Origin of the sequence: Pseudomonas sp. LLC-1 (assembly GCF_002992185.1) — a bacterium.
GTDB classification, from domain to species: domain Bacteria; phylum Pseudomonadota; class Gammaproteobacteria; order Pseudomonadales; family Pseudomonadaceae; genus Aquipseudomonas; species Aquipseudomonas monteilii.
Genome location: NZ_LUVY01000016.1, coordinates 1 through 20,606 on the forward strand (window position 1 = coordinate 1; position 20,606 = coordinate 20,606).

Annotated in this window: 21 protein-coding genes; 10 read left to right on the forward strand and 11 right to left on the reverse strand. The window is 62.3% G+C overall.

Annotated elements, in window-relative coordinates; translation table 11 throughout:
- Window positions 1-313: 313 nt before the first annotated feature.
- Entirely contained in the window at window positions 314-1,513 is a 1,200-nt protein-coding gene (gene tyrS, locus A0O30_RS16995) for a tyrosine--tRNA ligase (protein WP_016715801.1), read from the reverse strand.
- A 213-nt stretch (window positions 1,514-1,726) separates the two neighbouring features.
- Between tyrS and A0O30_RS17005 the strand changes: the two genes are divergently transcribed.
- Window positions 1,727-3,148, forward strand: coding sequence for a peptidoglycan DD-metalloendopeptidase family protein (locus A0O30_RS17005; RefSeq protein ID WP_105947264.1), 1,422 nt, complete (start codon window positions 1,727-1,729; stop codon window positions 3,146-3,148).
- A gap of 3 nt (window positions 3,149-3,151) precedes the next feature.
- Window positions 3,152-4,243, forward strand: coding sequence for an anhydro-N-acetylmuramic acid kinase (locus A0O30_RS17010; protein WP_105947265.1), 1,092 nt, complete (start codon window positions 3,152-3,154; stop codon window positions 4,241-4,243).
- Between the two features lie 59 nt (window positions 4,244-4,302).
- On the opposite strand, the gene erpA is transcribed toward A0O30_RS17010, so the two are convergent.
- The gene (erpA, locus tag A0O30_RS17015) at window positions 4,303-4,653 is read right to left on the reverse strand and encodes an iron-sulfur cluster insertion protein ErpA (RefSeq protein WP_003255511.1); all 351 of its coding nucleotides are present in this window, start codon (window positions 4,651-4,653) and stop codon (window positions 4,303-4,305) included.
- Window positions 4,654-4,799: 146 nt separating this feature from the next.
- On the reverse strand, window positions 4,800-5,834 hold the full coding sequence (gene argC / locus A0O30_RS17020; protein ID WP_019472953.1) for an N-acetyl-gamma-glutamyl-phosphate reductase: 1,035 nt from the start codon (window positions 5,832-5,834) through the stop codon (window positions 4,800-4,802).
- Window positions 5,835-5,976: 142 nt separating this feature from the next.
- On the opposite strand from argC, the gene hemJ reads away from it, so the two are divergent.
- The 6 genes from hemJ (at window position 5,977) to A0O30_RS17050 (ending at window position 10,403) form a co-directional block, all read left to right on the forward strand.
- Window positions 5,977-6,402 carry a protoporphyrinogen oxidase HemJ gene (hemJ, locus tag A0O30_RS17025; RefSeq protein ID WP_060501620.1) on the forward strand — a complete coding sequence of 142 codons (426 nt, stop codon included), beginning with the start codon at window positions 5,977-5,979 and terminating at the stop codon, window positions 6,400-6,402.
- A gap of 28 nt (window positions 6,403-6,430) precedes the next feature.
- Complete coding sequence (locus A0O30_RS17030) at window positions 6,431-7,387, forward strand: nitronate monooxygenase family protein (RefSeq protein WP_105947266.1); 957 nt, start codon at window positions 6,431-6,433, stop codon at window positions 7,385-7,387.
- Between the two features lie 67 nt (window positions 7,388-7,454).
- Complete coding sequence (locus A0O30_RS17035) at window positions 7,455-8,237, forward strand: SDR family oxidoreductase (protein WP_105947267.1); 783 nt, start codon at window positions 7,455-7,457, stop codon at window positions 8,235-8,237.
- A gap of 63 nt (window positions 8,238-8,300) precedes the next feature.
- Window positions 8,301-8,639 (forward strand): histidine triad nucleotide-binding protein, encoded by a 339-nt coding sequence (locus A0O30_RS17040; RefSeq protein ID WP_003255518.1) that lies wholly within the window; start codon window positions 8,301-8,303, stop codon window positions 8,637-8,639.
- 65 nt (window positions 8,640-8,704) lie between these two features.
- On the forward strand, window positions 8,705-9,352 hold the full coding sequence (gene coq7, locus A0O30_RS17045; RefSeq protein WP_105947268.1) for a 2-polyprenyl-3-methyl-6-methoxy-1,4-benzoquinone monooxygenase: 648 nt from the start codon (window positions 8,705-8,707) through the stop codon (window positions 9,350-9,352).
- Between the two features lie 10 nt (window positions 9,353-9,362).
- Window positions 9,363-10,403 carry a DUF2157 domain-containing protein gene (locus A0O30_RS17050; RefSeq protein ID WP_105947269.1) on the forward strand — a complete coding sequence of 347 codons (1,041 nt, stop codon included), beginning with the start codon at window positions 9,363-9,365 and terminating at the stop codon, window positions 10,401-10,403.
- Window positions 10,404-10,570: 167 nt separating this feature from the next.
- On the opposite strand, the gene A0O30_RS17055 is transcribed toward A0O30_RS17050, so the two are convergent.
- Window positions 10,571-10,993: an OsmC family protein gene (locus tag A0O30_RS17055; protein ID WP_016715792.1), complete on the reverse strand. Its 423-nt coding sequence runs from the start codon at window positions 10,991-10,993 to the stop codon at window positions 10,571-10,573.
- A 191-nt stretch (window positions 10,994-11,184) separates the two neighbouring features.
- Between A0O30_RS17055 and crp the strand changes: the two genes are divergently transcribed.
- Complete coding sequence (gene crp / locus A0O30_RS17060; protein ID WP_012270218.1) at window positions 11,185-11,829, forward strand: cAMP-activated global transcriptional regulator CRP; 645 nt, start codon at window positions 11,185-11,187, stop codon at window positions 11,827-11,829.
- On the opposite strand, the gene A0O30_RS17065 is transcribed toward crp, so the two are convergent.
- The 4 genes from A0O30_RS17065 to A0O30_RS17080 all read right to left on the reverse strand — a co-directional run bounded on the left by A0O30_RS17065 (window position 11,826) and on the right by A0O30_RS17080 (window position 15,118).
- Window positions 11,826-12,530 (reverse strand): lipoate--protein ligase family protein, encoded by a 705-nt coding sequence (locus A0O30_RS17065; protein ID WP_105947270.1) that lies wholly within the window; start codon window positions 12,528-12,530, stop codon window positions 11,826-11,828. The two genes, crp and A0O30_RS17065, sit on opposite strands and share 4 nt — an antisense overlap.
- Before the next feature lie 105 nt (window positions 12,531-12,635).
- Window positions 12,636-13,469 carry an indole-3-glycerol phosphate synthase TrpC gene (gene trpC / locus A0O30_RS17070; RefSeq protein WP_105947271.1) on the reverse strand — a complete coding sequence of 278 codons (834 nt, stop codon included), beginning with the start codon at window positions 13,467-13,469 and terminating at the stop codon, window positions 12,636-12,638.
- The gene (gene trpD / locus A0O30_RS17075) at window positions 13,466-14,515 is read right to left on the reverse strand and encodes an anthranilate phosphoribosyltransferase (RefSeq protein ID WP_019097608.1); all 1,050 of its coding nucleotides are present in this window, start codon (window positions 14,513-14,515) and stop codon (window positions 13,466-13,468) included. Before trpD ends, trpC begins: the two co-directional genes overlap by 4 nt.
- 9 nt (window positions 14,516-14,524) lie before the next feature.
- Window positions 14,525-15,118: an aminodeoxychorismate/anthranilate synthase component II gene (locus tag A0O30_RS17080; protein ID WP_016715787.1), complete on the reverse strand. Its 594-nt coding sequence runs from the start codon at window positions 15,116-15,118 to the stop codon at window positions 14,525-14,527.
- Between the two features lie 369 nt (window positions 15,119-15,487).
- Here A0O30_RS17080 and estP point away from each other — a divergent pair, with 369 nt between their 5' ends.
- Entirely contained in the window at window positions 15,488-17,368 is a 1,881-nt protein-coding gene (estP, locus tag A0O30_RS17085) for an esterase EstP (RefSeq protein WP_105947272.1), read from the forward strand.
- Window positions 17,369-17,509: 141 nt separating this feature from the next.
- Here the strand turns inward: estP and trpE are convergent, their stop codons facing one another.
- The 3 genes from trpE to rpe form a co-directional block, all read right to left on the reverse strand.
- Window positions 17,510-18,991: an anthranilate synthase component I gene (gene trpE / locus A0O30_RS17090; RefSeq protein WP_105947273.1), complete on the reverse strand. Its 1,482-nt coding sequence runs from the start codon at window positions 18,989-18,991 to the stop codon at window positions 17,510-17,512.
- A 69-nt stretch (window positions 18,992-19,060) separates the two neighbouring features.
- The gene (locus tag A0O30_RS17095) at window positions 19,061-19,879 is read right to left on the reverse strand and encodes a phosphoglycolate phosphatase (protein WP_105947274.1); all 819 of its coding nucleotides are present in this window, start codon (window positions 19,877-19,879) and stop codon (window positions 19,061-19,063) included.
- Window positions 19,876-20,550, reverse strand: coding sequence for a ribulose-phosphate 3-epimerase (gene rpe / locus A0O30_RS17100; RefSeq protein WP_016484625.1), 675 nt, complete (start codon window positions 20,548-20,550; stop codon window positions 19,876-19,878). Before rpe ends, A0O30_RS17095 begins: the two co-directional genes overlap by 4 nt.
- Between the last annotated feature and the right edge of the window lie 56 nt (window positions 20,551-20,606).

Consider the following 20,606-nt stretch of genomic DNA (forward strand, 5'->3'; position numbering starts at 1 on the left):
TTAGCTTCAACCACTTGGCTCGCTGCGATCTCTCGTAGCGGGAGGCGAATCATACAGCGTTTAAAACCGCTGTCAACCACCATTTCAACCGCTTGCGATCATTCGATCGTAGCCCTTTCAACTTCACCTTAACTAGTTAACTCGTTGAATCTCAAGGAGTTTTTCGTTCCGATGTCGCTGGAAGTGGGGCGCATTATAAGGGGATTCGAAAGCGCGTCAACCCTTAATTTCAAGAAACCTTAACATCGCTGAAAAACAAAGCGGGGAGGCCTGTCGGCCTCCCCGCTTCTATTATAGCTACACCATCAGACGATCACTCAGCCTTGAGGGTAACCCGGCCAAACGACTTCTTGCCCGCCTGGCACACGTGAGTGGCACCAAGAACAAAGATGAAGTCCTTGTCGACCACTGCGCCATCAACCTTTACTGCACCGCCACTCAGCAGATCCCGCGCCTGCGCCGAGTTCTTCACCAGGCCAGCCCGGTTCAGCACGGCAGCAATTGGCAAGTCTTCGGCCGCAGCCACTTCGATCTCCGGCAGATCTTCCGGCAGCTCACCTTCCTTCATGCGATTACCCGCAGCGCGGTGAGCATTGGCCGCAGCCTCTTCACCATGGAAGCGCGCCACAATCTCTTCAGCCAGCTTGATCTTGATGTCACGCGGGTTGGCACCGTTGGCGACATCAGCACGGAACTGCTCGATCTCTTCCATCGAACGGAAGCTCAGCAGCTCGAAATAGCGCCACATCAAGGTATCCGGGATCGATACCAGCTTGCTGTACATCACCCCCGGCGCTTCCTGGATGCCGACATAGTTGCCCAGCGACTTGGACATCTTCTTCACGCCATCGAGCCCTTCGAGCAGCGGCATGGTCACGATGTTCTGCGCTTCCTGGCCATAGGCGCGCTGCAGCTCGCGCCCCATCAACAGGTTGAACTTCTGATCAGTACCCCCCAGCTCGACGTCCGCCTTCAGCGCCACCGAGTCATAGCCTTGCACCAGCGGATAAAGGAACTCGTGAATGGCAATTGGCTGGTTGGTGGTATAGCGCTTGTCGAAGTCGTCGCGCTCCAGCATGCGCGCCACGGTGTACTGCGACGCCAGGCGAATGAAGTCGGCCGGGGTCAGCTTGTCCATCCAGGTAGAGTTGAACGCGACCTCGGTCTTGGCCGGATCGAGAATCTTGAACACCTGCTGCTTATAGGTCTCAGCATTGTCCAGCACCTGTTCACGGGTCAGCGGCGGACGTGTGGCGCTCTTGCCGCTCGGGTCACCGATCATGCCGGTGAAGTCACCGATCAGGAAGATGACCTGGTGGCCCAGCTCCTGGAACTGGCGCAGCTTGTTGATCAGCACCGTGTGGCCAAGGTGCAGGTCAGGCGCGGTCGGGTCGAAGCCGGCCTTGATGCGCAGAGGTTGGCCGCGCTTGAGCTTCTCCACCAGTTCCGACTCGACCAGTACTTCTTCCGCACCGCGCTTGATAAGCGCCAGCTGCTCTTCAACCGACTTCATAGACAAACCCGCAAGGCTCAGATTCAGGGGGAGCCAACCATACAAGATCGGCCGTCAATTACAAGTTTCGCAAAGGAATGTGACCCGAACACGGGGTTGCGGCGTCTACGCGCCCTTGCGTGAAAATGGATTTGGTTATATTTTATACAGTTATTTCATCTTCATCATGTCATTCATCTTTTCCATTTCACCTTTTTCAAAGTCACCTTGCCCATGACCAACGAACCGCCTAAAGCGCCCCCGCTTTATCCGAAGAGCCATCTGTTGGCCGCCAGCGGCATCGCCGCCCTGCTCAGCCTGGCTTTGCTGGTATTTCCCTCCAGCGAAGTGGAAGCCAAGAAAACCACCCTCAACCTCGAGCTGGAAAGCCCTGCCGAGCAGTTGAAAGACGAATCCCGCGCTGCGCCTCTGGTGCAGGCACAAGGTGAGCAAGGCTCGCCCTTCGCCCAGATCGAAGACGCTACCCCAGAGACCCAGAAGGCCGAACAGCAAGCCCCTGCCGCCGAGCCGGTCGCCGAGGCAGCCAAGGAACCTGGCCACCGCGAAGTCACCGTGGCCCGTGGCGACACGCTGTCCACCCTGTTTGCCAAGGTTGGCCTGCCGGCCAATGCTGTGCATGACCTGCTGGCCAGCAACAAGCAGGCCAAACAGTTCAGCCAGCTCAAGCACGGCCAGGTGCTGCAGTTCGAACTCGACAAGGACGGCCAGTTGGCCAGCCTGCACAGCAAGGTCAGCAACCTCGAAACCATTCGCCTGACCAAGACCGCCAAGGGCTACACCTTCAACCGTGAAATCAGCAAGCCGGTCGTGCGTACCGCCTATGCCCATGGCGTGATCAAAAGCTCTCTGTCGGCTTCGGCCCAGCGCGCCGGCCTGTCTCACAGCATGACCATGGACATGGCCCGCGTGCTGGGTTACGACATCGACTTTGCCCAGGATATTCGCCCAGGCGATGAATTCGACGTGGTCTACGAGCAGAAGGTGATGGACGGCAAGGTCGTCGGCACCGGCAATATCCTGTCCGCCCGCTTCACCAACCGGGGCAAAACCTACACTGCCGTGCGCTACACCAACAAGCAGGGCAACACTACCTACTACACCGCCGACGGCAACAGCCTGCGCAAGGCATTCATCCGTACCCCGGTGGACTTTGCCCGCATCAGCTCGCGCTTTTCCGCCGGCCGCAAGCACCCGATCCTGAACAAGATCCGCGCCCACAAAGGCGTCGACTACGCCGCCCCACGCGGTACGCCAATCAAGGCAGCGGGTGACGGCCGCATCGAGCTGGCCGGGCGCCGTGGCGGTTACGGCAACACCGTGATCATCCAGCACGGCAACCGTTACAAGACGCTGTACGGCCACATGCAGGGCTTCGCCAAAGGCATCAAGACCGGCAGCACCGTGAAGCAGGGTCAGATCATTGGTTACATCGGCACCACAGGCCTGTCCACCGGCCCACACCTGCACTACGAGTTCCAGGTCAATGGCGTGCACGTCGACCCGCTGAGCCAGAAGGTACCGATGGCCGACCCGATCGCCAGGAACGAGCGCCAGCGCTTCCTGCAGCAGAGCCAGCCGCTGATCGCCCGCATGGATCAGGAAAAGGCCACCTTGCTCGCAGCGAACAAGCGCTAAGCCATGGCGCTCTACTTGGGGGTAATGTCCGGTACCAGCCTCGATGGCCTGGACATTGCCCTGATCGAACAAGGCGAGCAGCCTGAACTGCTCGCCACGCACTACCTGCCCATGCCCGTCGACCTGCGCCAGGAACTGCTAGCGCTATGTAGCAGCGGCCCTGACGAGATCGCTCGTGCGGCGCTGGCGGAAAATCGCTGGGCCAGCCTGGCAGGCGAAGGCATCCGCCAACTGCTGGCTCGCCAGGGCCTGCAGGCCGATGCCATCCGCGCCATCGGCAGCCACGGCCAGACCATTCGCCACGAGCCTGCGCGCGGCTTTACCGTTCAGATCGGTAACCCGGCACTGCTCGCCGAGCTTACCGGCATCAGCGTGGTCGGCGACTTTCGCCGGCGCGATGTGGCTGCCGGTGGTCAAGGTGCGCCGCTGGTGCCGGCCTTCCACGAAACCCTTTTCGGCCATCTCGGCAAGCGTCTGGCAGTCTTGAACGTGGGCGGTTTCAGCAACCTCAGCCTGATCGAGCAAGACAAGCCGGTCCACGGTTTCGACTGCGGCCCAGGTAACGTGTTGCTGGATGCCTGGATCGAGCGCAAGCACGGCCAGGCCTATGATGCCGATGGTGCCTGGGCAGCGTCTGGAGTGGTGCAGGCCGGCTTGCTCAACGCATTGCTGGCCGACCCGTTCTTCGCCGGTAGCGGCCCGAAGAGCACGGGCCGCGAGGTATTCAACCTACCTTGGCTGGATGGCCACCTGGCCCGCCTGCCTGCCTACCGCGATGAGGATGTACAGGCGACACTGCTTGAGCTGACCGCACGCAGCATCATCGACTCGCTGGTGAACGCCCAACAAGACACCGAAGCACTGCTGGTATGTGGTGGCGGTGCACGCAACGGTGCACTCATGGCCCGCCTCGGCCAGTTGCTGCCTGAAGCGCGCGTCACCAGCACTGGCGCCCACGGCGTTGACCCAGACTGGGTCGAGGCCATGGCTTTCGCCTGGCTGGCCCATTGCTGTCTGGAAGGCATCCCCGCCAACCGCCCCAGCGTCACTGCCGCCAAGGGCCTGCGCGTACTGGGCGCAATCTACCCGGCCTAACCGCTACGCCAGAAAGCAAAACGCCGCGCAATTGCGCGGCGTTTTCATATGGCCAGGCCTCAGATCGAGAACGAGGACCCACAACCGCAGGTAGTGGCGGCATTCGGGTTCTTGATCACAAAACGCGAGCCTTCCAGGCCTTCCTGGTAGTCCACTTCGGCGCCGGCCAGGTACTGGAAGCTCATTGGGTCGACCACCAGCGACACGCCCTCACGCTCGACGATGGTGTCGTCTTCGGCCACATCCTCATCGAAAGTGAAGCCGTACTGGAAGCCCGAGCAACCGCCACCGGTCACGAACACCCGCAACTTCAGACGTTCATTGCCTTCCTCATTGACCAGGTTCTTCACTTTCTGGGCTGCCCCATGGGTGAATTCCAGACCGGTAGGGGTGAAGGTTTCGACGCTCATGTTGATTCTCCCGGCGCGGTAGCCGTCTTAAAACTCGATGACGCGCATTATCCGCTTCTCCGAGAAAATTGGTCAAGAATTGTGCGGCTTTAGTCGCGACATACAAAAAGGCCCGCACGACGCGGGCCTTTTCAAAGCAAGGATGCTTACGGCAGCAGGCCAGCGTGGGACAAGCCCATGCGCTCGTCCAGGCCGAACAGGATGTTCAGGTTCTGTACCGCCTGGCCCGACGCGCCCTTGACCAGGTTGTCGATCACCGACAGCACCACCACCAGGTCACCACCCTGCGGGCGGTGAACCGCAATGCGGCAGACGTTGGCGCCGCGCACGCTACGGGTTTCCGGGTGGCTGCCCGCTGGCATCACGTCGACGAACGGCTCATCGGCGTAGCGCTTCTCGAACAGCGCCTGCAGGTCGACCGAGGTATCGACGACATTTGCGTACAGGGTGGCGTGGATACCACGGATCATCGGCGTCAGGTGCGGCACGAAGGTCAGGCCGATGTCCTTGCCAGCGGCCAGGCGCAGGCCCTGGCTGATTTCCGGCAGGTGGCGATGGCCCTTGACCGCGTAGGCCTTCATGCTTTCGCCGGCTTCGCAGAACAGCGAACCCACTGCCGCACCACGGCCAGCGCCGCTGACACCCGACTTGCAGTCGGCGATCAGGCGCGACGGGTCGGCCAGGCCCGCTTCCAGCAGCGGCAGGAAGCCCAGCTGGGTGGCGGTCGGGTAGCAACCCGGCACTGCAATCAGGCGCGCCTGGCGGATCTTCTCGCGGTTGACTTCAGGCAGGCCGTACACCGCGTCCTTGAGCAGCTCTGGAGCACCGTGCGGCTGACCGTACCACTTGCCCCACTCGGTGGCATCCTGCAGGCGGAAGTCGGCCGACAGGTCGATCACCTTGGTGCCGGCTGCCAGCAGCTCACCGGCCAGTGCATGGGCAACACCGTGCGGGGTGGCGAAGAACACCACATCGCAGGCAGCCAGGGCCTTGCTGTCCGGCACGCTGAACGCCAGCCCGTCATAGTGGCCGCGCAGGTTCGGGTACATGTCCGCCACCGCCACGCCCGCCTCGGAGCGCGAAGTGATGACCGCCACTTCGGCCTGTGGATGCTGTGCCAGCAGACGCAACAGTTCGACGCCGGTGTAACCCGTGCCGCCGACGATACCGACCTTGATCATAACGCTTGCCCCTTATCAACGAGCCGTCTGGAAAGCGCACGATAATAGGGGCGCAAGGCGCCTGTAACAACTCTTCGGGTGACCCTTCGGGCGCTTGACCACTACTATCTGACGACCGTGAATACCTGAAGGAACTCCCTCCATGCTCTACCTATGGATCAAAGCGCTGCATATCGTCAGCGTGGTCTGCTGGTTCGCCGGCCTTTTCTACCTGCCCAGGCTGTTCGTCTACCACGCCCAAAGCCAGGACAGCATCAGCCAGGACCGCTTCGTAACCATGGAGCGCAAGCTGTACCGCGGCATCATGAACCCGGCGATGATCGCCACCTACGTGTTCGGCGCGTGGATGCTCTACCTCACCCCCGGCTGGCTGAGCCAGGGCTGGCTGCATGCCAAACTGACACTTGTCATCCTGCTGACCGGCTACCATCACGTGTGCGGGGCCCAGCGCAAACGCTTCGCCAGCGGTACCAACACCCGCAGCCACGTCTACTATCGCTGGTTCAACGAAGTGCCCGTGCTGTTCCTGCTGGGTATCGTAATTCTGGTGGTGGTCAAACCGTTCTGACATAGCCACCCGCACAAGGAGCCTTGCCATGTCGCTACCCGCCTCGCTCGAACAACGCCTGCGCCTGCCCGTGGTTGCCGCACCGATGTTCCTGATCTCCAACCCCCAACTGGTGCTGGCCTGCTGCGCCAACGGCGTGGTGGGCAGCTTTCCGGCCCTGAACCAGCGTGACAGCGCCGGCTTCAAGGCGTGGCTGGAAGAGATCGAGGCAGGTCTGGCACAACTGCAGACACCCGCGCCCTACGCGGTCAACCTGATCGTCCACCCGACCAACCCGCGTCTGCAGGCCGACCTGGCCTTGTGCGTAGAGCACCGCGTACCAATCGTCATCACCAGCCTCGGCGCAGTGAAGGAGGTGGTCGATGCGGTGCACGGTTACGGTGGGCTGGTGTTCCACGATGTCACCACCCGCCGCCACGCCGAAAAAGCTGCTGAAGCAGGCGTGGACGGGTTGATCGCTGTCGCCGCTGGTGCGGGTGGCCATGCCGGCACCTGGAGCCCGTTCGCCCTGGCTGCGGAGATTCGCCAGTTCTTCGACAAGACCCTGCTGCTGGCCGGCTGCATGAACCACGGCCATGAGATCCTGGCTGCGCAACTGTTGGGCGCTGACCTGGCCTACATGGGCACGCGCTTCATCGCCACGGCAGAAAGCCACGCCCAGAATGCCTACAAGCAGATGCTGCTGAGCGCCCACGCGGCAGACATCATCCACACCCCGGCAGTATCCGGCATCCCTGCCAGCTTCCTGCGCCCGAGCCTGGAGCAGGCCGGGTATGACATGAATGCCCTCAAGAGCGGCCACGAACAGGGCAAGCTCAAACCGATCGACGACGAAGCCAAAGCCTGGAAGACCGTCTGGTCGGCGGGCCAGGGCGTCGGTGGTATCGACGACCTGCCCAGTGCCCGCGCGCTGATCGAGCGCCTGCACAACGAGTACCGGGAGGCACTGGTACGCTGCCAGGCCCTGCGCGCCCGCACCTTGTAGCAAAAGGCAACACCTTGCCCGGCCAAGCTGTACACTAGGCGCCCTCTTCCGCCCCCAGGAGCCTTGCATGACCCGTTACGCCATGATCACCGGTGCTTCCAGCGGCCTGGGCCTGGCCCTGGCGGAAGCTCTGGCACGGCGCGGGCGCAACCTGATCCTGGTGGCACGCCAGCGTGAAACGCTGGAGCCGGTGGCCATCGAACTGACCCAACGCTTTGGCGTCGAGGTGCTGTTCCGCGCCTGCGACCTCAGCCAGCCGCTACGCCTGTCTGGCTTCGTGCTGGAGTTGGAAGAAGGCGAACGGCGTATCGACCTGCTGGTGAACTGTGCCGGCTTGCGCACCTACGGGCCGTTCCTGGCCCATGAGTGGGCGGACGAGCAGGACCTGCTGGAGGTCAATGTACTGGCCCTGAGCCGCCTGTGCCACGCCATCGGCAACCTGATGGCCGTGCAGGGTGGTGGGCAGATCCTCAACGTCGCAGGCCTGGCCGGGGTCGCACCTGGCCCCTGGATGGCAGCCTATGCTGCCAGCAAGGCGTACGTACTGAGTTTTTCCCAGGCTCTGCGCGAAGAGCTCAAGCGTGCCGGCATCAAGGTTTCGGTGCTGTGCCCCGGCCCGGTCCGCTCCTCGCGCCGGCGCATACCGCGGCTCGATGGCAAACCACGCTGCCTGAGCCCCGAGGAAGTGGCGCTGTACACCGTGCGTGCACTGGACAAGAACCACGCACTGATCATGCCCGGCCGGCGCAACCGCTGGCTGGCGTTTGCGCCGCGTCTGCTGCCACGCTGGCTGCTGCGCAAGCTGGCCGGGGCCATCCACCGCCGCTATTGCCCGGTCGGCATGGAATAGGCACTGGGCGAGCGGCGCCCGGCTGAGTACACTCGGCCCGACCCTCACCATGGAGCAAGTGCTGTGGACGATCTTTTCCTCAAAATCATCAACCGGGAAATCCCGGCGGATATCATCTACGAAGACGACCAGATCCTGGCCTTCAAGGACATTGCACCCGCGGCACCGGTACATTTTCTGGTCATCCCGAAAAAGCACATCCGCACGCTCAATGACCTGACCGAAGAAGACAAGGCCCTGGCTGGCCACATCCTGTTCACCGCCCAGCGCCTGGCTGTCGAGCAAGGCTGCGAGGAAGGCTTCCGCGTGGTCATGAACTGCAACCCGAAAGGCGGCCAGACTGTCTACCACATCCATATGCATGTGCTTGGCCAGCGCCAGATGAACTGGCCACCGGGCTGATCCACGGCAAGCGACCCCGCCGCTATTGCGGTAAACTGTCGGGCACATTCTTGTGGAGGTGCCCGATGGCTACCGAACGTCACTACTCGCCGCTCGACCGCTTGTTGCTGCAGGCCGATACCGCCATGCGCACCTTGCTGCCCTTCAGCGGCCAACCCGCCCGGCCATCGCCGGCCATCGTCCAGCCAGACGTCGACCTCGACGAGCAGCAGGCCCGCCACATCGCCGGGCTGATGCGCATCAACCACACCGGTGAAGTGTGCGCCCAGGCGCTGTACCAGGGCCAGGCCCTGACCGCCAAGCTGCCCGAAGTGCGCAAGGCCATGGAGCATGCCGCCGAGGAAGAAGTGGACCACCTGGCCTGGTGCGAGCAACGCATTCGCCAGCTGAACAGCCACCCGAGCGTGCTCAACCCCCTGTTCTACGGTATGTCGTTCGGCATCGGCGCGCTCGCCGGGCTGGTCAGCGACAAGGTAAGCCTGGGTTTCGTCGCCGCCACCGAGCACCAGGTGTGCAAGCACCTCGACGAGCACCTGGAGCAGATCCCGCAGGAAGATGAAAAGTCCCGGGCCATTCTCGAACAGATGCGCATCGATGAGGAACAGCACGCCGAGTCCGCACTGGAAGCTGGCGGTTATCGCTTCCCTGCCCCGGTTCGCTTTGGCATGAGCCTGTTGGCCAAGGTCATGACCAAGAGCACCTACCGTATCTGAAGGCATCACCATGACGGATCGATTCGACGCCAAGGACCTGGCGCGCGCCGTGCAAGCCGGCATTCTCCAGCCGGGCCAGGACCAGGCCCTGCTGGCTTTCCTGCGCCAGCAACCGGCCCAACGTGGCAGCTTCCAGCTGGCCCATGTCGCTTTCTACTTCGGCGCCATGCTGATCATGGCAGCGATGGGCTGGTTGCTCACCGAAGCCTGGATGCGCATCGGTGACATCGCCCTACTGGTCATCGCCAGCCTGTACATCCTGTTGCTCACAGTGTTTGCCCTCAACCTGCAACGGCGCGCCCAGCCTGTCGCTGCCGGGGTGTTGGCGGCGGTAGCCGTCAGCATCGTCCCGCTGGCGGTGTTCGCCATCGAACGCCTGGCCGGTTGGTGGCCGCTGGATGACGCACAGGCGGACTATCACCAGTACTACACCTACGTACAGGGCGGCTGGCTGGCGATGGAAGCAGCGACGGTAGTTGCCGGGCTGCTGATGCTGCGGCTGATCCCCTACCCGTTCATCGTCATGCCAATGGCCTTGGCCTTGTGGTTCATGTCCATGGATTTGAGCGAATGGTTCTTCGGCTCACCGTTCAGCTGGGAGCAACGTCGCGAGGTTTCGTTGTGGTTCGGGTTGGGGCTGCTGGTGGTGTTCCTGGTAATAGACGGCCGCACGCGTGAAGACTACGCCCGCTGGGGCTACCTGGCCGGGCTGGCGGCATTTTGGGGCGGATTGACATTGCTGGACAGCGGCAGTGAGTTGGGCAAGGCCATGTACTGCCTGATCAACATTTTGCTGATGGGGATGGCGGTGCTGTTGCGCCGGCCAGTGTTCATGGTGTTCGGGGCGCTGGGGGTGGCGGCTTACCTTGGGTATTTATCGTACGAGGTGTTTGCCGAATCGCTGCTGTTCCCGGTGGTGTTGACCCTGATCGGGTTGGGAGTTATCGGGTTGGGGCTGGTTTATCAGAAGCGGCGGGAGCGGTTGAGCCAAGTGATGCGAGGATGGTTGCCAGGGTGGGTGCAAGCTGCACTGCCGGCGCTTCGGCGCTGATATTGCCAGGGCTGCTTTGCAGCCCATCGCAGCGGTTCGTCGCCACGACAAGCCAGCTCCCACAGGTACTGCGCCGGACCTGAATTTGGCGCTGTACCTGTGGGAGCTGGCTTGTCGTGGCGACGAACCGCTGCGATGGGCCGCAAAGCGGCCCCAAGATCTCAGCTTTAACCCAGCTCTACGATTTCATACCCATGGGTAATCTCAACCCCGGCACGCTCCAGCATGATCGAAGCCGAGCAGTACTTCTCCGCCGACAGCTCCACCGCCCGCTTGACCTGGGCTTCTTTCAACGCACGGCCTTTCACCACGAAATTCATGTGAATCTTGGTAAACACCTTCGGGTCTTCGCTGGCACGCTCGGCTTCCAGAAAGGCCTCGCAGCTTTCCACCGCCTGGCGCGATTTCTTCAGGATGCTCACCACGTCAAAGCTGCTGCAGCCACCCAGGCCCAACAGCAGCATTTCCATCGGGCGCACACCCAGGTTGCGGCCGCCGGCCTCGGGCGGGCCGTCCATCACGACGACATGGCCACTCCCCGATTCGCCGAGGAACATGGCCTCACCGGCCCACTGGATACGTGCCTTCATCTACCCGGACTCCTGATTTTCGGAAAAGGGTGTCAGCTTAGACCTTGTGCGCCTGTGGGAAAAGTACGAGAGGTGTCGGTTTAGTACCGAAACATCCTGTAGTGTCTGATAAGCTGGCGCCAAATGACTGGCACTTGCCGCCAGCCAACCTCTATAAAAAGCCTATGCGTCGTATCGAACAGGATTTCGTGATGGTTGCCTCCGCCCTACCCGCCAAAATCAAGAATATCGACAAGCTGCTGGTGCACTGCCAGCGCCGCCGCTATACCGCCAAAAGCAACATCATCTGCGCCGGCGACCGGGCCGAGACACTGTCGTTCATCATCAAGGGTTCGGTGACCATCCTCATCGAAGACGACGACGGGCATGAAATGATCATTGCCTACCTCAACAATGGCGATTTCTTTGGCGAGCTGGGCCTGTTCGAACCCGTTGAAGGTGAACAGCAGCGCAGTGCCTGGGTACGGGCCAAGACCGAGTGCGAAGTGGCCGAGATCAGTTACGAGAAGTTTCGCGAACTGGCGCGCCAGGACCCGGAAATCCTCTACGCCCTGGGCAGCCAGATGGCCCAGCGCCTGCGCAACACCACGCGCAAAGTCGGCGACCTGGCCTTTTTCGACGTGACCGGGCGGGTTGCCCGCTGTTTGCTAGAGCTGTGCAAGCAGCCTGATGCCATGACCCACCCCGACGGCATGCAGATCAAGATTACCCGTCAGGAAATCGGTCGTATCGTCGGTTGCTCGCGGGAAATGGTCGGCCGCGTCCTCAAGGACCTAGAAGAGCGCAGCCTGGTGCAGGTCAAGGGCAAGACCATGGTGGTCTACGGTACCCGCTAGTCTTTGGGCAGGTCTGCCAGCACCTTGGCGTAGGCCTGTGACAGGCGCTCGAACCAGGGCGCCTCGGGTGCCACTTCATGCAAGGCGATGTGCGCGTCGGCGCGGCAGCGTTGCTCCAGCTCGCAGCACTCATTGAAGCGGTTGACCGCCGCCACCATCGACTCCCGTTCGTTGTCCAGCAGCAACGCACCGTGCACCAGCACCACCGGGCGCTTGCCGCCCAGCCCTTGGCGCCAGCGCTGGGCAGTGCCCACCAGCTTACGGCCATTGAGGTTGACGTTGTAACGGCCATCGCAGAACGCCCCGTCGATTTCCCCGACCGACGCTACCCCACCCCACTCGCGCAGCACATCGCACAGCGGCAGGCACAAACGTTCGTAGGCGTTCTCGATGCGGCCATGATCACCTTCGCTGCGCGGGGCGACATAGACCAGTGCAACGTTCACGGTCGAATGCGACTGCGGTACCGGCTCACCGCCCGTCTCACGCAGCAGCACCGGCCAGCCGGCAATCGCCAGCTCCGAGCAGGCGGCCTCGAAGTTGTCCAGACGGCTCATGCGCCGGGGCATGACCAGGGCATGGTCGGTGGGGCGCCAGAACAGCACGCCACTGTCGCGTTCGCCGCGGCACACAGCGGCCAGCAGTTCCTGTTCGGCGTGCAGGCCTTGTTCGACAGTCAGGGCCAGGGGTTGATCGGTCATTGATCCACCTTTGATGTTGTTATGGATGGCCTCTTCGCGGCGGTCCGGCGCGAGAGGCCATGACAGGCATACAAAAAAGCCGGCAAAAACGCCGGCTTCATTTATTCAGTCCAGTGGCTGAACAGTCTTCTTCACCTGCTCCGGGAAGAACAACCGCTGCAACTCCAACCCAGGCTGCTCGGCGCGCATGAACGCTTCGCCCACCAGGAACGAGTAAACCTCGTTGATCGCCATCAGCTCCACATCGGCCCGGTTGAGAATGCCGCTCTCGGTAATTGCCAGGCGGTCACGCGGAATACGCGGCAGCAGATCGAGGGTGGTTTCCAGGCTGACCTCGAAGGTATGCAGGTTGCGGTTGTTCACCCCCACCAGCGGCGTATCCAGAGTTTTCAGTGCGCGCTCCAGCTCATCGCCGTCGTGCACTTCCACCAGCACGTCGAGGCCGACATCCTTGGCCGTAGCCGCCAGCTCGGCCATCTTCACGTCATCCAGTGCCGACACGATCAACAGCACACAGTCCGCACCCAAGGCGCGGGCTTCGACGATCTGGTAGGGGTCGACCATGAAGTCTTTACGGATAACCGGCAGCGATACCGCAGCGCGGGCCTGCTGCAGGTATTCATCGGCACCCTGGAAATAATCGACATCGGTCAGCACCGACAGGCAGGTTGCGCCACCTTTCTCGTAGCTAACCGCGATTTCCGCCGGCACGAAGTGCTCGCGGATCACGCCCTTGCTCGGCGAAGCCTTCTTGATTTCGGCAATCACGGCTGGCTGCTTGCGCTTGGCCTGCTCGATCAGCGCATTGGCGAAGCCACGCGGGGCATCGGCAGCTTTGGCCAGGCGTTCCAGCTCGGCAAGGCTGACGCGCGCGCTGCGCTCGGCCACTTCCTGGAACTTGCGGGCAATGATCCTTTCCAGCACCGTCGGCACACTCATGCTTCGTTCTCCACCTTGAATACTGCAGTAAAGGCACCCAGCTCCTGCAGCTTTTCCCAGGCCAGGCCGGTGTGCAGTACATCGTGGGCCAGTTCCACGCCCTGGGCCAGGGTCATCGCGTGATCGGCGGCATAGAGCGCAGCCCCCGCGTTGAGCACGATCATTTCAGCGGCCTTCTGGCCGTTTTCGGTCTTGCGGCGGCCCAGCGCATCGCGGATCAGCTCCAGCGATGCCTGCGGGTTCTCGACAGCCAGGCCATGCAGGCTCTGGCTCTTCATGCCAAGGTCTTCCGGCTCGACCCAGTATTCAGTAATTTCGCCGTTCTTCAACTCGGCAACAAAAGTAGGCGCTGCCAGGCTGAACTCATCCAGACCGTCCTTCGAATGCACCACCAGCACATGCTTGCTGCCCAGGCGTTGCAGTACCTCGGCCAACGGGCGGCACAGGGTCTGGGCGAACACGCCGACCACCTGGTGCTTCACTCCGGCCGGATTCGTAAGCGGGCCGAGCATGTTGAACAGGGTACGCAGCCCCAGGTCGCGACGCGGGCCGGCAGCATGCTTCATGGCCGAATGATGGCTTTGCGCGAACATGAAGCCGATGCCCAAGCTGTCAATGCAGCGGGCCACCTGGGTGGGCGTCAGGTTCAGGTAGATACCGGCGGCTTCCAGCAAGTCGGCGCTGCCGCTCTTGCCCGACACCGCGCGGTTACCGTGCTTGGCCACGGTGCAGCCTGCCGCCGCCAGGACGAACGATGAAGCGGTGGACACGTTGAAGATATTGGCGCCATCACCGCCGGTGCCGACGATGTCGACCACGCCATCGAGGCTTTTCAGCTCGACCTTGTCGGCCAGTTCACGCATGACCGAAACCGCACCGACAATTTCGTCGATGCTTTCGCTTTTCATGCGCATGCCCATCAGGAAGGCACCGATCTGCGCTTCAGTGCACTGGCCAGTCATGATCTGGCGCATCACATCGCGCATTTCTTCGGTAGTAAGGTCCAGCTGGCCGACGATACGGCTTAACGCGCTCTTGATATCCATGTTCGATCCTTAGCGGCGGCCGCCGGTCTGCTTGAGGAAGTTGGCGAACAGCTCGTGGCCCTGTTCGGTCAGGATCGACTCTGGGTGGAACTGCACCCCTTCGATATTCAGCGTCTTGTGGCGCAGGCCCATGATTTCATCGACCGAGCCGTCTTCATGCGCAGTCCAGGCCGTGACTTCCAGGCAGTCGGGCAAGGTTTCGCGCTTGACCACCAGCGAGTGGTATCGGGTAACGGTCAACGGGTTGTTGAGCCCGGTGAACACACCCAGGTCGCGGTGGTGCACCGGGCTGGTCTTGCCGTGCATCACCTGGCGGGCACGCACCACGTCGCCCCCAAAGGCCTGGCCGATGGACTGATGGCCCAGGCACACGCCCAGGATCGGCAGCTTGCCGGCAAAATGCAGGATGGCTTCGATAGACACACCAGCCTCGCTCGGCGTGCACGGGCCTGGGGATACGACGATGCGTTCGGGGTTAAGGGCTTCGATCTGGGCGATGGTCATTTCGTCGTTGCGAATGACCTTCACCTCGGCACCCAACTCGCCCAGGTACTGAACGACGTTGTAAGTGAATGAGTCGTAATTGTCGATCATCAGTAACATGGTGTTAAACCTCTTGAACGTACTGACTTCAGAATTCGAACCTTCTTGCTGTCGCAACAGGCACAGCTTCGCCACAAAGGGCAGAAAATGAAGAAGGCAAACGGAGGCGGGCCGGACGGGCCGGCAAGAGATAAAGTCAGGCGCGCCAACGCCAACGGGCGTGGGCCTTGATTACGCGCATCAAGAGTTTGCTGACGATCAACACAGGATAGGTCTCGCTCATACGTCCCGGCACAGTAGCTTACCGGGGCGGCGGGCGCAATATGCCTGTAAACACGGGGAAACGAATGGACTTGGGAGGGATGCACGGCGATTTGCTAAGGTCGATCGGGCAGTCCCTCATAAAAACAAAGAAAAGGATGTTCCCTGATGCGAAAAGCCCCGTTATTGCGCTTTACCCTCGCCTCATTGGCATTAGCCTGCAGCCAGGCATTCGCCGCACCCTCGCCCTACTCCAGCATGATCGTGTTTGGCGACAGCCTCAGCGATGCCGGGCAGTTTGGCGGCGTGCGCTTCACCAACCTCGATGCCAATGGCAACTATGCGCCAGTGTCGCCGATGATTCTGGGCGGACGGCTGGGTGTGAACCCGACCGAGCTTGGCCCGTCCACCTCCCCTCTCAACCCGGCATTGGGGCTTCCCGACGGCAATAACTGGGCAGTCGGTGGCTACACCACCCAACAGATCCTGGATTCGATCACCAGCACTTCCGAGACCGTCATCCCGCCAGGACGCCCCGGTGCCGGGCAGGTGCTCCGGGAAAAGCCAGGCTATCTGGCCAACGGCCTGCGCGCCGACCCCAACGCACTGTACTACCTGACTGGCGGTGGTAATGACTTCCTGCAGGGCCTGGTCAACAGCCCCACCGATGCCGCAGCCGCCGGTGCCCGCCTGGCCGCCAGCGCCCAGGCCCTGCAACAAGGTGGCGCCCGCTACATCATGGTCTGGCTGCTCCCGGACCTCGGCCAAACACCGAATTTCAGCGGCACGCCGCAGCAGAACCCCCTGTCATTACTGTCTGGTGTCTTCAACCAGTCGCTGCTCAGCCAACTGGGGCAAATTGACGCCGAGATCATCCCGCTGAACGTGCCCATGCTGCTGAGCGAGGCACTGGCCAGCCCCAGCCAGTTCGGCCTGGCCACCGGCCAGAACCTGGTGGGTACCTGCTACAGCGGCGAAGGCTGCGTGGAAAACCCGGTGTACGGCATCAACGGCACAACACCAGACCCGACCAAGCTGCTGTTCAACGACTTGGTGCACCCGACCATCGCTGGCCAGCAACTGATCGCCGATTACGCCTACTCGATCCTCTCCGCACCATGGGAACTGACCCTGCTTCCGGAAATGGCCCACACAAGCCTGCGTGCCCACCAGGACGAACTGCGCAACCAGTGGCAGACACCCTGGCAGGCCGTTGGCCAGTGGCAAGCCTTTGTCGCCAGCGGCGCCCAGGACCTGGACTTCGACGGCCAGAGCAGCGCGGCCAGTGGCGATGGCCGCGGCTACAACCTGACCGTGGGCGGCAGCTACCGCCTGAACGACGCCTGGCGCCTGGGCCTGGCCGGTGGCGTATACCGGCAGAAGCTGGAAGCCGGCGAACACGACTCGGACTACACGCTGAACAGTTATCTGGCCAGCGCCTTTGCCCAATACCGCCAGGACCGCTGGTGGGCGGATGCCGCGTTGACCGTCGGGCACCTGGACTACAGCGACCTCAAGCGCACTTTCGCCCTTGGCGTGAATGACCGCAGCGAAAAAGGCGACACTGATGGCGAGGCCTGGGCGATGTCCGGGCGGCTGGGCTACAACCTGGCGGCCGACAGCAGCAACTGGCAGCTGGCACCCTTCATCAGTGCCGACTATGCGCGCGTGAAGGTGGATGGCTACGACGAGAAGAGTGGGCGCTCGACGGCGCTGGGCTTCGATGACCAGGAGCGCACGTCACGCCGCCTGGGCCTGGGGTTGCAGGGCAGTGTGCAGGTGCTGCCGAGTACCCGGCTGTTCGCAGAAGTGGCGCAGGAACATGAGTTTGAGGATGACCGGCAGGATGTGACCATGCACCTCACCAGCTTACCGGCGAATGACTTCACCCTGACCGGGTATACGCCGCACAGCGACCTGACCCGGGCGAGCCTGGGGGTGAGCCATGAAGTGGTGGCAGGGGTGCATTTGCGCGGGAACTACAACTGGCGCAAGAGTGATGAATTGACCCAGCAGGGGGTGAGCCTGGGGGTTAGCATCGACTTCTAGATTACTGGGGCCGCTTTGCGGCCCTTTCGCGACACAAGGCCGCTCCCACAGGTACAGCGCAAGGCTTGAAGTCTGCGCAACACCTGTGGGAGCGGCCTTGTGTCGCGATGGGCTGCAAAGCAGCCCCAAAAGGCCAGTGAGTTACTTGGCTGAAGTCTGCTCAGCCAGGGCGACCGCACGGAACATCGCGCGGCGCTTGTTGATGGTTTCTTCCCACTCCAGCGCCGGTACCGAGTCGGCAACGATGCCGCCACCGGCCTGCACATGCAGTTCGCCGTCCTTGATCACCGCAGTACGGATGGCAATCGCGGTGTCCATGTTGCCATTCCAGGCAAAGTACCCCACGGCACCACCGTAAACCCCACGCTTGACCGGCTCCAGTTCGTCGATGATCTCCATCGCACGAATCTTCGGTGCGCCCGACAAGGTGCCAGCCGGCAAAATCGCCCGCAGCGCATCCATCGCCGTCAGCCCTTCACGCAGCTGGCCGGTGACGTTGGAGACAATGTGCATCACGTTGGAATAACGCTCGATCACCATCTTCTCGGTCAGCCGCACGCTCCCGGTCGAGGACACACGGCCCACGTCGTTACGGCCCAGGTCGATCAGCATCAGGTGCTCGGCGATCTCCTTGTCGTCCGACAGCAGGTCGTCTTCCAGCGCACGGTCGGCCTCTTCAGTCGCACCACGCGGGCGAGTACCGGCAATCGGGCGCACGGTAACCAGGTTGTCCTCGACACGCACCAGCACCTCGGGCGAACTGCCAACCACATGGAAGTCACCGAAGTTGAAGAAGTACATGTAGGGCGTCGGGTTGAAGCAGCGCAGCGCGCGGTACAGGTCGATAGGCGCTGCCTTGAAGTCGATGGACATGCGCTGCGACGGCACCACTTGCATGCAGTCACCGGCCAGGATGTACTCCTTGATACGGCCAACCGCGTTCTCGTAGTCCTCACGCGTGTAGCTGGAGCGGAACTCCGGCTCGGCGGCCTGCGGGCCACTCAAGTCCAGGCCACGGCGCGGGGTGATCGGCTGACGCAGTGTTTCCAGCAGGCCTTGCAGCCGTGCCTGGCCCTGTTCGAAGGCGTGCGCTTCAGCCGGGTCGACCAGCACGATCGCGTGCATCTTGCCTGCCAGGTTGTCGAACACCACGACGGCATCGGACACCATCAGCAGGATATCCGGCACACCCAGCGGGTCCGGGTTGGGGCTGGCGCCCAGGCGCTTTTCCACATAACGCACGCAGTCGTAGCCGAAGTAGCCGACCAGGCCGCCGTTGAAGCGCGGCAGGCCAGGGATGTCGGCGACCTTGTAACGGTCCTTGAAGCTTTCGACGAACGCCAGCGGGTCTTCGACATCGTGGCTTTCCACCTCGACGCCATCCTGCAGGATGCTGACGTGGTAGCCGTGAACGCGCATCACGGTGCGCGACGGCAGGCCGATCATCGAGTAACGGCCCCACTTCTCGCCGCCCTGAACCGATTCGAGCAGGTACGAGTTGGGTTGGTCGGCCAGTTTCAGGTAGATCGACAGCGGCGTGTCGAAGTCGGCCAGGGTTTCGCAGGCCAGGGGGATGCGGTTGTAGCCGGCAGCGGCCAGGCGCAGGAATTCTTCGCGGTTCATGAGTAGCCTCGTGGCAAGCAGCAATAAGTCAGGCAAACGGATGGGCCGGCACACGCCGGCAGGCAGAAGTCAGGCGCGCCAACGCCAACGGGCCAGGGCCTTGATGACTTTCATCCAGAATTTGCCAGTAACCGCCACGGTGGACTCTCTGTCTTGTGAGGCTTGAAGGTCCGCCAACGTTATCCCAGTGGCCGGGTCTTCGCAACCGGGCAGCAAGGCGCGCAGGTCATCGATCACAAGGCTGGGGGTTTCGTCGTGGATCGGCCGGCCATGGTTGTAGCCGTAGGTCAGCCCCACGCATTGCACGCCAGCTGCCTTGGCCGCCAGCACATCACTGCGCGAATCGCCCACAAACAACGATTGTTGCGGGGTAACGCCGGCCATCTGCATGACGAACAGCAACGCCGCCGGGTCCGGTTTTTTCTGCGGCAGGGTGTCGCCGCCGATGATCCAGCGGAAATAGCGGCCGATCTTCATCTGGTCCAACAACGGGGCGACGAAGCGCTCCGGCTTGTTGGTGATCAGCGCCATTTCCACGCCCTGCTTCTGCAGCCAGCGCAGGGTGTCCTTCACGCCGGGATAAACCACGGTGAGCTCATGGCTTTCGGCATAGGCTTCCATGAACAGTGCCAGGCCCTGCTCGGCCAGCGCATCATCCACAGCGTCATGCTCAATACCGCCCGCCAGTGCTCGGCGCACCAGCACCTGGGCGCCATTGCCAACCCAATGGCGCACCGCCTCAAGGCCAGCAGGCGGGCGCCCCAGTTCGAGCAGCATGCGGTCCACGGCGGCGGCCAGGTCTGGCACGGAATCGATCAGGGTACCGTCCAGATCGAACATCACCAGCCTGGGCAGCGTCCCCGGGAACAGCTGCTCGAAGCCACTCATGGGCGGGCCTGGGCCAGTTCGGCGCGCATCTTGGCGATGACTTCCTGGTAGTCCGGGGCGTTGAAGATCGCCGAGCCGGCCACGAAAGTGTCGGCGCCAGCGGCAGCGATCTCGCGGATGTTGTTGACGTTGACGCCGCCGTCGATTTCCAGGCGAATATCACGGCCACTGGCGTCGATCAGCGCACGCGCTTCGCGCAGTTTGTCGAGGGTGCCGGGGATGAACTTCTGCCCGCCGAAGCCTGGGTTGACGCTCATCAGCAGCACCATGTCGATCTTGTCCATCACGTACTTCAGGGCGTCCAGGCTGGTGGCCGGGTTGAACACCAGGCCGGCCTTGCAGCCACCGTCCTTGATCAACTGCAGCGAGCGGTCGATGTGCTGGGTGGCTTCCGGGTGGAAGGTGATGTAGGTGGCGCCGGCCTCGATGAAGTCGCCGATGATGCGGTCAACCGGGCTGACCATCAGGTGCACGTCGATGGGCGCGGTGACGCCGTACTTGCGCAGGGCAGTGCACACCATCGGGCCGATGGTCAGGTTGGGAACGTAGTGGTTGTCCATGACATCGAAGTGAACGATGTCGGCACCCGCAGCCAAAACCTTGTCGACGTCCTCACCCAGGCGGGCGAAATCGGCGGAAAGAATGGAGGGGGCAATAGCGTAGGGCTGCATGGCGCACCTGTTGGCAGAATCACGGTGGCGCGCATTGTAACTCAGGCAAACGGGTA

Excerpts from the sequence above, each read along its gene's own strand:
- tyrS (WP_016715801.1), bottom strand. The coding sequence starts at position 1,513 with ATGAAGTCGGTTGAAGAGCAGCTGGCGCTTATCAAGCGCGGTGCGGAA.
- A0O30_RS17005 (WP_105947264.1), top strand. The coding sequence starts at position 1,727 with ATGACCAACGAACCGCCTAAAGCGCCCCCGCTTTATCCGAAGAGCCAT.
- A0O30_RS17010 (WP_105947265.1), top strand. The coding sequence starts at position 3,152 with ATGGCGCTCTACTTGGGGGTAATGTCCGGTACCAGCCTCGATGGCCTG.
- erpA (WP_003255511.1), bottom strand. The coding sequence starts at position 4,653 with ATGAGCGTCGAAACCTTCACCCCTACCGGTCTGGAATTCACCCATGGG.
- argC (WP_019472953.1), bottom strand. The coding sequence starts at position 5,834 with ATGATCAAGGTCGGTATCGTCGGCGGCACGGGTTACACCGGCGTCGAA.
- hemJ (WP_060501620.1), top strand. The coding sequence starts at position 5,977 with ATGCTCTACCTATGGATCAAAGCGCTGCATATCGTCAGCGTGGTCTGC.
- A0O30_RS17030 (WP_105947266.1), top strand. The coding sequence starts at position 6,431 with ATGTCGCTACCCGCCTCGCTCGAACAACGCCTGCGCCTGCCCGTGGTT.
- A0O30_RS17035 (WP_105947267.1), top strand. The coding sequence starts at position 7,455 with ATGACCCGTTACGCCATGATCACCGGTGCTTCCAGCGGCCTGGGCCTG.
- coq7 (WP_105947268.1), top strand. The coding sequence starts at position 8,705 with ATGGCTACCGAACGTCACTACTCGCCGCTCGACCGCTTGTTGCTGCAG.
- A0O30_RS17050 (WP_105947269.1), top strand. The coding sequence starts at position 9,363 with ATGACGGATCGATTCGACGCCAAGGACCTGGCGCGCGCCGTGCAAGCC.
- A0O30_RS17055 (WP_016715792.1), bottom strand. The coding sequence starts at position 10,993 with ATGAAGGCACGTATCCAGTGGGCCGGTGAGGCCATGTTCCTCGGCGAA.
- crp (WP_012270218.1), top strand. The coding sequence starts at position 11,185 with ATGGTTGCCTCCGCCCTACCCGCCAAAATCAAGAATATCGACAAGCTG.
- A0O30_RS17065 (WP_105947270.1), bottom strand. The coding sequence starts at position 12,530 with ATGACCGATCAACCCCTGGCCCTGACTGTCGAACAAGGCCTGCACGCC.
- trpC (WP_105947271.1), bottom strand. The coding sequence starts at position 13,469 with ATGAGTGTGCCGACGGTGCTGGAAAGGATCATTGCCCGCAAGTTCCAG.
- trpD (WP_019097608.1), bottom strand. The coding sequence starts at position 14,515 with ATGGATATCAAGAGCGCGTTAAGCCGTATCGTCGGCCAGCTGGACCTT.
- A0O30_RS17080 (WP_016715787.1), bottom strand. The coding sequence starts at position 15,118 with ATGTTACTGATGATCGACAATTACGACTCATTCACTTACAACGTCGTT.
- estP (WP_105947272.1), top strand. The coding sequence starts at position 15,488 with ATGCGAAAAGCCCCGTTATTGCGCTTTACCCTCGCCTCATTGGCATTA.
- trpE (WP_105947273.1), bottom strand. The coding sequence starts at position 18,991 with ATGAACCGCGAAGAATTCCTGCGCCTGGCCGCTGCCGGCTACAACCGC.
- A0O30_RS17095 (WP_105947274.1), bottom strand. The coding sequence starts at position 19,879 with ATGAGTGGCTTCGAGCAGCTGTTCCCGGGGACGCTGCCCAGGCTGGTG.
- rpe (WP_016484625.1), bottom strand. The coding sequence starts at position 20,550 with ATGCAGCCCTACGCTATTGCCCCCTCCATTCTTTCCGCCGATTTCGCC.